The following is an 8,739-nucleotide window of genomic DNA, read 5'->3' as shown; positions in this document are numbered from 1 at the left end:
GGCGAGGTAGAACGCGAGCATTGCGCTCAAGTTCTACCTCGCTGCGGTTCTATCTCGCCTGGGTTCTACCTCGGCGAGAGACGGCTCAGTGGGAGTGGATGCCTCGGGAGTACTCGAAGACCCAGCCCACGAGCGCGATGATCGCGAGGCAGAAGCCGATGTAGAGCACCCACCAGCCCACGGCCAGGCCGAGGAAGCAGATGGCGGCGGAACCGGCGATCGCCAGCGGCCACCAGCTCCAGGGCGCGTAGACACCCTGGTCACCCGCGCCGTCCTCGATGTTGCCGTTCGGGTCGTCCTCGGGGCGGGCGTCGATGCGCCGGGCCGTGAGGGCCAGGTACGCGCCGATCATCGCCACGAGGCCGCCGACCAGCGGCATACCGAGGTAGCCGACGGGCTCGCTCCATTCCGTCATGAAGCCGTAGACGATGCCGGCTCCGACGAACAGGGGCGTACCCCAGAGGAACAGCCTGCTCTCGATCTTCACTTGCTGGTCCCCTCGTCCGGCTGCTCGTCAACGATCGTGGTGCTGCTCTGGCCCGACTCGCCGCCGTCGCCGGCCGCGCGCTGCTGAGCCTGGGTGTCCTGACCGCGCCGGTCGGCCTCGCCATAGACGTTGTCGAGGACGCCACGGTTGTACTCCGGGTGCTCCATCGCGACGACCTCGGGGTGGTGCAGGTCGAACGCCGGCGACTCCGAGCGGATGCGCGGGAGCGAGGCGAAGTTGTGCCGGGGCGGCGGGCAGGACGTGGCCCACTCCAGGGAGCGGCCGTAGCCCCACGGGTCGTCGACCGTGACCTTGGGCGCCTTGCGCCAGGTCACGTAGACGTTCCAGAGGAAGGGCAGGGTCGAGGCCGCCAGGATGAACGCGCCGATCGTGGAGACCTGGTTCTCCCAGGTGAAGCCCTCCTGGGGCATGTAGTCCGCGTACCGGCGCGGCATGCCCTCGACACCCAGCCAGTGCTGGATAAGGAACGTGGTGTGGAAGCCGACGAACAGCAGCCAGAAGTGCAGCTTGCCCAGGCGCTCCGACAGCATGCGGCCGGTCATCTTCGGCCACCAGAAGTAGAAGCCGGCGAACATCGCGAACACCACGGTGCCGAAGACCACGTAGTGGAAGTGCGCCACCACGAAGTACGAGTCGGAGAGCTGGAAGTCCAGGGCGGGGCTCGACAGGATGATGCCCGTCAGGCCGCCGAAGAGGAACGTCACGAGGAAGCCGATGGACCAGAGCATCGGTGTCTCGAAAGTGAGCTTCCCTCGCCACATCGTGCCGATCCAGTTGAAGAACTTCACACCGGTCGGCACCGCGATGAGCATCGTCATGAAGGCGAAGAACGGCAGCATGACGGCGCCGGTCACGTACATGTGGTGCGCCCACACCGTCACCGACAGCGCGGCGATGGCGATGGTCGCGTACACGAGGCCGTTGTAGCCGAAGATCGGCTTCCTGCTGAACACCGGCAGGATCTCGGACACGATGCCGAAGAACGGCAGCGCGATGATGTACACCTCGGGGTGCCCGAAGAACCAGAACAGGTGCTGCCAGAGGATGGCGCCGCCGTTCTCCGGGTTGAAGATCTGCGCGCCGAGGCGACGGTCCGCACCGAGCGCGAACAGGGCTGCCGCCAGCGGCGGGAAGGCCATCAGCACGAGGAGGCTGGTGATCAGCGTGTTCCACGTGAAGATCGGCATGCGGAACATGGTCATGCCCGGTGCGCGCATCGTGATGATCGTGGTGATGAAGTTGACCGCACCGAGGATCGTCCCGAAGCCCGCCAGCGCGAGGCCGAAGACCCAGAGGTCACCACCTAGCCCTGGACTGTAGGTCGTGGTCGACAGCGGCGCGTAGGCGAACCAGCCGAACGACGCGGCACCCTGCGGGGTCAGGAACCCTGCCACCGTGATGAGGCCGCCGAACAGGTACAGCCAGTAGGCGAACATGTTCAGGCGGGGGAACGCGACGTCGGGCGCACCGATCTGGAGCGGCATGATCACGTTGGCGAAGCCCGCGAAGAGCGGGGTGGCGAACAGCAGCAGCATGACGGTGCCGTGCATCGTGAAGAGCTGGTTGTACTGCTCCTTGCTCTGCACGAGCTGGATACCCGGCTCGAAGAGCTCCGCGCGGATCAGCAGGGCCATCAGGCCACCGATGCAGAAGAACAGGAACGACGAGATCAGGTAGAGGTACCCGATCGTCTTGTGGTCAGTGGAGGTGATCCACTTGATGACGGTCCGGCCGAGCGTCTGTCGTCCGGGCGCCAGGCCCGGGATCAGCTCGGTCGTGGTTGCTGCGGCCATCAGTGCTCAGCCTCCGCTTCCTCGGTGTTGACGGGGCCCTGCGTACGGGCGAGGTCCATGCCCAGCGCGCCGGTCTGGCCCTTGGCCGCGAGCTCCGCCATGTGTGCGTCGTACTCCTCCGCGGAGACGACCTTCACGTTGAAGAGCATGCCGGAGTGGAACTCGCCGCAGAGCTCCGCGCACTTGCCCGCGTAGGTGCCCTCACGGGTCGGCGTGACCTGGAACTTGTTGGTCCGCTGCGGGATCATGTCCTGCTTGTACAGGAACGCAGGGATCCAGAACGAGTGGATGACGTCGCGCGAGTCGAGCGTGAACTCCACCGTCTCGTTGACCGGCAGGTAGAGCGTCGGGAACGACTTCGAGGTGCCGATGGCGCCGTCGAGCTCGTCCTCCGCGGTCACGCTGCCGGGGTCCGCCTCGTGCTCGCCGTAGTCGTAGACGTCGGCGTCGAGGTAGTTGAAGTCCCAGCTCCACTGCTTGCCGATGACCTGGATGTGCTCGGTCGCGGTGCCGTCGACCCTGTTGATCTCGGTCACGTCCCGGTCGGTGTACCAGAACAGCACGAGCACCATGATCAGCGGCACGGCCGTGTACATGAGCTCGAGCGGCAGGTGGTAGCGCGTCTGTATCGGGAGCTGGTGGTCTTCCTTGCGCTTCCGGTACGCCGCGATGCACCACAGGATCAGGCCCCACGTCACGATGCCGACGAGCAGGGCAGCGATCCACGAGCCCACCCAAAGATCGGTGATGCGCGCAGTCTGGTTAGTCACCTCCCCGTCGCTGTAGCCGGGCAGGTATCCGCGCTGGACGGATTCGCTTGCGCAGCCGGTAGCCACGACTGCGACAGCGACGGCTAGAGCCGACGTACGCAGAATGGCCCGACGGGTGCGGGTAGGTGCCTTCGAGTGCAAGGGAGGCCTTTCACGTCTCGTCCGGCGCGTCGCACCGGTTTCCTCCCGAGCTCCACGCAGAACCTTCGTCCTCGATGGGATGCAGCCTAGCGCGCTCCGAGGCCTGATGATGCCCGGAGGAGGGCCCGGGCGACGTGACGCATTCCGCACCCGGGCCGCCCATCTCGGCTGTTCAGGACATGCGCGCAGGTCGTGTCAGAACGATGGTGGCGGCGGGCCGGTCCGCGCGGGTGCGAGGATCAGGTGGACGACTTGAAGAGCAGGAGGACGTGTGAGCCACGCCACCCCTGGTACGCCCGACCGGGTGCACCTCGACAACGGCGGTCGTGCCCCCTGGCACCCGCTCGCCCGGCAGGCGTTCGAGCAGGCGCTCGGCGACGGGTGGGCCGATCCGCGCCGGCTGCACGCCGAGGGCCGCCGCGCGGCCCGTCTGCTCGACGGCGCCCGCGAGGCGATCGCAGCGGTCCTGGGCGCACGGACCCAGGAGGTCCATTTCACGCCCAGCCACACGGCCTCGCTGCACACGGCCGTCGCGTCGGCCGCCGCCGCTCGGCGGCGCTCCGGCACCGCTGTCGTGACCAGCGCCGTCGAACGGTCGGCGCTGCTGCAGGCCGCCGCGTACGCGGCGGGCCGGGCGCCCACGACCGGTACCGCGCAGGCGGCCTCAGCCGCCCCGGCCGACCCGGCCCCGGCCGACCAGGTCCCGGTCGAGCCGATCCCGGTCGACCGGCTGGGGCGGGTGGACGCCGCCGCGATGATCGCCGCCGTCCAGGCGCCGGGCGTCGCACTGGCCGCCCTGCAGCACGCGAACGGTGAGGTCGGCACGGTGCAGCCGGTCGAGGCGGTGCACGACGCCGCCCGCGCGGTCGGCGTCCCGCTCCTGGTCGACGCGGGTGCGAGCGTCGGGCACGTGGCGGTGCCCGCTGCCTGGGACCTCCTGGCCGCCGACCCCGCCGACTGGGGCGGACCCGCCGGTACAGGGGTGCTCGCGGTCCGGCAGCGGGTCCGCACCGCGCCAGTGGGGCCGGAGGACGAGGACCCCTGGGCGCCCGGCGGTGTCAGCGTGCCGCTCGCGTTCGCCGCCGCGGTGGCGCTGCAGGCGGTCGAGGCGGACCGCGCGGCGCAGGAGGCGCGGCGCAGGCAGCTCGTCGAGCGGCTGCGGGCAGAGGTGGCCCGCATCCCCGACGTCGAGGTGGTGGGCGATCCGGACGACCGGCTCCCCCACGTCGCGACCTTCTCGTTCCTCTACGTGGACGGGGAGGCGCTCGTGACGGAGCTCGACCGGCACGGGTTCGCCGTCGGCTCCGGCTCCGCGTGCACGTCGAGCACGCTCGAGCCCTCGCACGTGCTGGCCGCGATGGGCGTGCTCACGCACGGGAACGTGCGGATCGCCCTGGACCGGGCCACCACCGCCGACGAGGTGGACCGCTTCTGCGCCGTCCTGCCCGGTGCGGTGGCCCGGGTGCGGGAGATGCTCGGCGTGGGGGGCCTGTGATGACCGGCACGCTGGTGGACGCGCGAGGGCTGCGCTGCCCGATCCCGGTGATCCGGCTGGCGGCCGCCGCGAAGGACCTGCCGGCGGGCACCGAGCTGACCGTCCTGTCGACCGATCCCGCCGCGAAGCTGGACGTACCCGCGTGGTGCCGCATGCGCGGGCACGAGCACATGGCGACCCACGAGCACGTGACGGGAGCCGACGGGAGCGACTGGACGGGCTGGTCCGTCACGGTCCGCCTGGCCTGACCCAGGACGGGCTGCAGCGGGACGAGATGACCCGGAACGAGCCACCCCCGGGAACGAGAGAAGGGCCGGTCACCGCGAAGGTGACCGGCCCGTCCTCGTACGACGTGTTGCCGACGCAGAGCTCGGATCAGGAGAACGACCCGCCGCAGGCGCACGCGCTGCCTGCGTTCGGGTTGTCGATCGTGAAGCCCTGCTGCTCGATGGTGTCCTTGAAGTCGATGGTGGCGCCCTCGAGGTACGGCACGCTCATCTTGTCCACGACGACCTCGACGCCGTCGTAGTCACGCAGCGCGTCCCCGTCGAGCACACGCTCGTCGAAGTAGAGCTGATAGATCAGCCCGGAACAGCCGCCAGGCTGCACCGCCACACGGAGGCGCAGGTCGTCGCGGCCCTCCTGCTCGAGCAGGCTACGGACCTTGCCCGCGGCGACGTCGGTGACGTTGACGCCGTGGGTCCCGATGTCCGTGGTCGTGTCGGTCATGTCATCTCCCGATCGTGTTCGACATACCGGTAGTCGATGTCTCAGCGGTGCCAACCCATCGGGCCGTCCGTCTGTTCCCGTCGCCGGTCTGTTCTCACGATCGTACGCCCACGGACCGGCCGCGCCCATCACCGTCCGGGTTCAGCGCGCCCAGCCGGGCGTCCAGGTCCTGGCGACGCGGGTGATGTCACCGTCGGGCGCCTCGTGCACCCCGCTGAGGCCGGCGGTCGACCACTCGCGCCTGCTCACCTCGCTGCGGCCCGTGATCACGACGACGGGAACGGCGTGCGGGGCGGCCGCCGCTGCGGCCTCGACCACCACGCCGCGGTGCAGCCCCTCGCCGTCGAGCCGCGTGACGTACGCCACGACGACGTCGGCCCGTGCGGCCGCCTCCGCGAGCACCGCACCCTCACCGCGGGGCAGCGCGGACGGCGCGGGGCCGGGCGCGGTGGGGCCCGGCCGCTCGGGTCCGACGGCGAGCGGCCCGACGGCGTCCGGCCGTCCGACGGGGATCGCCGCGCCGGCGAGCAGGACCCCGCCGCCTGCGCCCGTGCCATGACCAGGCCTAGCGGCCTGCGGGCCGCTCGCCCCGGGACCTGCGGCGGACGAGCCGACAGCGCCGGGCACCCGCACCTCGCGGGCCGCGGCGGTCGTGCGGGGCGCGGCGGCACGCCACGCGGAGGCGAGTCGCTCGGCGTCGGGCAGGTTCTCGGCAAGCAGCAGCACGTGCACCGACGCATCGTGACACCGTCCTGTCTGGCTGTCACCACCGCGTGTCATGATGGTGACCGTGAGCACCCTGCTGGCTGAACACCCCGGTTTCTCCGAGCCTGCCCCGTCCCCGCTGCTGCTGCTCGGCCAGGGCCGTGACCTGGCCTCCGAGCGTGGCGTGGAGTGCGTGGGCGAGCTGCCCGCACCGAGCGACCCGAACCTCGTCGAGCGGGCCCGTGCGGCGCGCGCCGCCCTGGGCAGCCGGGCGTTCGTGCTCGGTCACCACTACCAGCGTGACGAGGTCATCGACTTCGCCGACGTCACCGGCGACTCCTTCAAGCTCGCGCGCGAGGCCGCCGCCCGTCCCGAGGCGGAGTTCATCCTGTTCTGCGGGGTGCACTTCATGGCGGAGAGCGCGGACATCCTCACCTCGGACCAACAGCAGGTCGTGCTGCCCGACCTCGCGGCCGGCTGCTCCATGGCGGACATGGCGGCGATCGGCCAGGTCGAGGAGGCCTGGGCGGTGCTGCAGGACGTCGGCATCGCGGACTCCACGATCCCCGTCACCTACATGAACTCGTCGGCGGCGATCAAGGCGTTCACCGGCCGCCACGACGGCACCGTGTGCACGTCCTCCAACGCCGAGGTCGCGCTGCGCTGGGCGTTCGACCAGGTGGGCGGCGTCGACGGCACCGGGAAGGTGCTCTTCCTCCCCGACCAGCACCTGGGCCGCAACACCGCGGTCCTCGCGCTCGGGATGTCGCTGGACGAGTGCGTGGTGTTCGACCCGCGCAAGCCGAACGGCGGGCTCACCGACCAGGAGCTGCGCGACGCCCGGATGATCCTGTGGCGCGGGCACTGCTCGGTGCACGGCCGCTTCTCCGAGAAGAACGTGAGCGACATCCGCGCGGCGGTGCCCGGCGTCAACGTGCTGGTGCACCCGGAGTGCAAGCACGAGGTCGTCACGGCAGCCGACCACGTGGGCTCGACCGAGTACATCATCAAGCAGCTCGAGGCCGCCGAGCCCGGCTCGTCGTGGGCGATCGGCACCGAGCTGAACCTGGTGCGCCGGGTCGCCAGGGCGCACCCGGACAAGAACGTGCACTACCTCGACTCGACGGTGTGCTTCTGCTCCACCATGAACCGCATCGACCTGCCCCACCTCGTGTGGGCGATGGAGTCGCTCGTGGAGGGGCGCATGGTGAACCGGATCGTCGTGGACGCCGACGACGCCCACTGGGCCCGCGTGGCGCTCGACCAGATGCTGGCCCTCCCGGGAATCTGACACGGAATCTGACACGGAGCGAGCACATGACCGGTAACGGCGGGCTGCGCATCGGGATCTTCGTCTTCGACGGGGCGGAGGAGCTCGACGTCGTCGGGCCCTTCGAGGTGTTCGCGGAGTGGGGCTCCCACTCCCAGGAGCTGCGGCCGTCGGTGAGCACCTTCTCCTGGGACGGCGCGGGCGTGCGGCTCGCGAAGGGCCTGCGGATCCTGCCGGCGCACGGGGCGGACGACGTCGGGCCGCTGCACCTGCTGATCTACCCGGGCGGCCTGGGTACGCGACCGCTGATCGCCCAGGCAGGGCACCTCGAGTGGCTGCGCCAGATCCGCAAGCAGACCCCGGTCATGGCGAGCGTCTGCACGGGCGCCCTCTCGTTCGCCGCCGCGGGCCTGCTGGCGGGGCGGCCCGCCACCACGCACCGCGACTACTACGACGAGCTTGCCGAGCTCGACCCGAGCATCCTCGTGGACACCGAGGCGCGTTTCGTGGACGACGGCGACGTGGTCACGTCCGCCGGCGTCGCCGCGGGGATCGACATGGCCCTGCACCTGGTCGAACGGCTCGAGACGGCGGACATCGCCGCGGCGGTGCGGCGCGAGATCCAGTACCAGGCCGGCTGACCGGAGAGGTGCCCGGAGGGCGCACCGAGGTACCCGGCCGCACAGGTATCTGGTACTGGCGGTTCTCGGTATAACCTTCGTCGCATGGCTCGCATGTTCCAGCTCACCTGGACCGGACTCTTCCCGCGCAAGGCCCGCCCCGGGCAGACCCTGCTCGACCCGTCGGTCACCCGGATGCGCGTCGGGCTGCTCGACCTCGACTCGAACCTCCACGTCAACAACGGCACGTACCTGCAGATGATGGACGTGGCCCGGAACAACCAGATCGCCGACCTCGGCATGTTCCCGGTCGCCCGCCAGAAGGGCTGGGCGCCGGTGGTCGCGGCGTCGACCATGAAGTACCGCCGGTCCCTGCGGCCTTTCGAGCGGTTCGAGATCACCACGCGGATCATCGGCTGGGACGAGCGCATGTTCTACCTGGAGCAGGTGTTCACGCGGGACGACAAGCTGTACGCCCGCGGGATCGTGGCCAGCCGGTTCCTGGACCGCAAGGGCAACCGGATCTCCGCGCTCGACGTCGTGCGGGACGCCTTCGGCGAGGACCTCGTCTCCCCCGAGCTCCCCGACGACGTCGCGGCCTGGGCCCGCGCGATGGATGTCGCACCGCGCCCGGCCCCCGCGGACGCCTGACCCGGCCGCAAGATCCCGAGTCGCGAGGTAGAGCGCTTGTCCGGACCAGCCTCGGAC

General features: G+C 70.3%; 10 protein-coding genes. 5 read left to right on the top strand and 5 right to left on the bottom strand.

Annotated elements, in window-relative coordinates:
* Positions 1-85: 85 nt before the first annotated feature.
* From ACFWE2_RS23075 to coxB, 3 genes are read right to left on the bottom strand one after another with little or no spacing between them, the layout of a single operon-like run.
* Positions 86-487: a cytochrome c oxidase subunit 4 gene (locus ACFWE2_RS23075; RefSeq protein ID WP_377134154.1), complete on the bottom strand. Its 402-nt coding sequence runs from the start codon at positions 485-487 to the stop codon at positions 86-88.
* Positions 484-2,301, bottom strand: a complete 1,818-nt coding sequence (gene ctaD, locus ACFWE2_RS23070; RefSeq protein WP_377226543.1) for a cytochrome c oxidase subunit I — start codon at positions 2,299-2,301, stop codon at positions 484-486. The genes ACFWE2_RS23075 and ctaD overlap by 4 nt, the downstream gene beginning before the upstream one ends.
* Positions 2,301-3,212 (bottom strand): cytochrome c oxidase subunit II, encoded by a 912-nt coding sequence (coxB, locus tag ACFWE2_RS23065; RefSeq protein ID WP_377226542.1) that lies wholly within the window; start codon positions 3,210-3,212, stop codon positions 2,301-2,303. Before coxB ends, ctaD begins: the two co-directional genes overlap by 1 nt.
* A gap of 271 nt (positions 3,213-3,483) precedes the next feature.
* On the opposite strand from coxB, the gene ACFWE2_RS23060 reads away from it, so the two are divergent.
* Positions 3,484-4,707: a cysteine desulfurase family protein gene (locus ACFWE2_RS23060; RefSeq protein WP_377226541.1), complete on the top strand. Its 1,224-nt coding sequence runs from the start codon at positions 3,484-3,486 to the stop codon at positions 4,705-4,707.
* Positions 4,707-4,955, top strand: coding sequence for a sulfurtransferase TusA family protein (locus ACFWE2_RS23055; RefSeq protein WP_377226540.1), 249 nt, complete (start codon positions 4,707-4,709; stop codon positions 4,953-4,955). Before ACFWE2_RS23060 ends, ACFWE2_RS23055 begins: the two co-directional genes overlap by 1 nt.
* A gap of 127 nt (positions 4,956-5,082) precedes the next feature.
* Here the strand turns inward: ACFWE2_RS23055 and erpA are convergent, their stop codons facing one another.
* Both erpA and ACFWE2_RS23045 read right to left on the bottom strand, forming a co-directional pair.
* Positions 5,083-5,436: an iron-sulfur cluster insertion protein ErpA gene (gene erpA / locus ACFWE2_RS23050; RefSeq protein WP_108495706.1), complete on the bottom strand. Its 354-nt coding sequence runs from the start codon at positions 5,434-5,436 to the stop codon at positions 5,083-5,085.
* Between the two features lie 141 nt (positions 5,437-5,577).
* The gene (locus tag ACFWE2_RS23045) at positions 5,578-6,168 is read right to left on the bottom strand and encodes a hypothetical protein (RefSeq protein WP_377226539.1); all 591 of its coding nucleotides are present in this window, start codon (positions 6,166-6,168) and stop codon (positions 5,578-5,580) included.
* 49 nt (positions 6,169-6,217) lie between these two features.
* Here ACFWE2_RS23045 and nadA point away from each other — a divergent pair, with 49 nt between their 5' ends.
* The 3 genes from nadA (at position 6,218) to ACFWE2_RS23030 (ending at position 8,682) form a co-directional block, all read left to right on the top strand.
* Positions 6,218-7,432 (top strand): quinolinate synthase NadA, encoded by a 1,215-nt coding sequence (gene nadA, locus ACFWE2_RS23040; protein ID WP_377226544.1) that lies wholly within the window; start codon positions 6,218-6,220, stop codon positions 7,430-7,432.
* Positions 7,433-7,458: 26 nt separating this feature from the next.
* On the top strand, positions 7,459-8,052 hold the full coding sequence (locus tag ACFWE2_RS23035; RefSeq protein ID WP_377226538.1) for a DJ-1/PfpI family protein: 594 nt from the start codon (positions 7,459-7,461) through the stop codon (positions 8,050-8,052).
* An 84-nt stretch (positions 8,053-8,136) separates the two neighbouring features.
* Complete coding sequence (locus ACFWE2_RS23030) at positions 8,137-8,682, top strand: acyl-CoA thioesterase (protein ID WP_377226537.1); 546 nt, start codon at positions 8,137-8,139, stop codon at positions 8,680-8,682.
* Positions 8,683-8,739 lie beyond the last annotated feature (57 nt).

This window comes from Promicromonospora sp. NPDC060271 (assembly GCF_042726755.1).
Lineage (GTDB): Bacteria > Actinomycetota > Actinomycetes > Actinomycetales > Cellulomonadaceae > Promicromonospora.
Note: the sequence above shows the minus strand (reverse complement) of the source record. Positions and strands in the feature narration are given on the sequence as shown.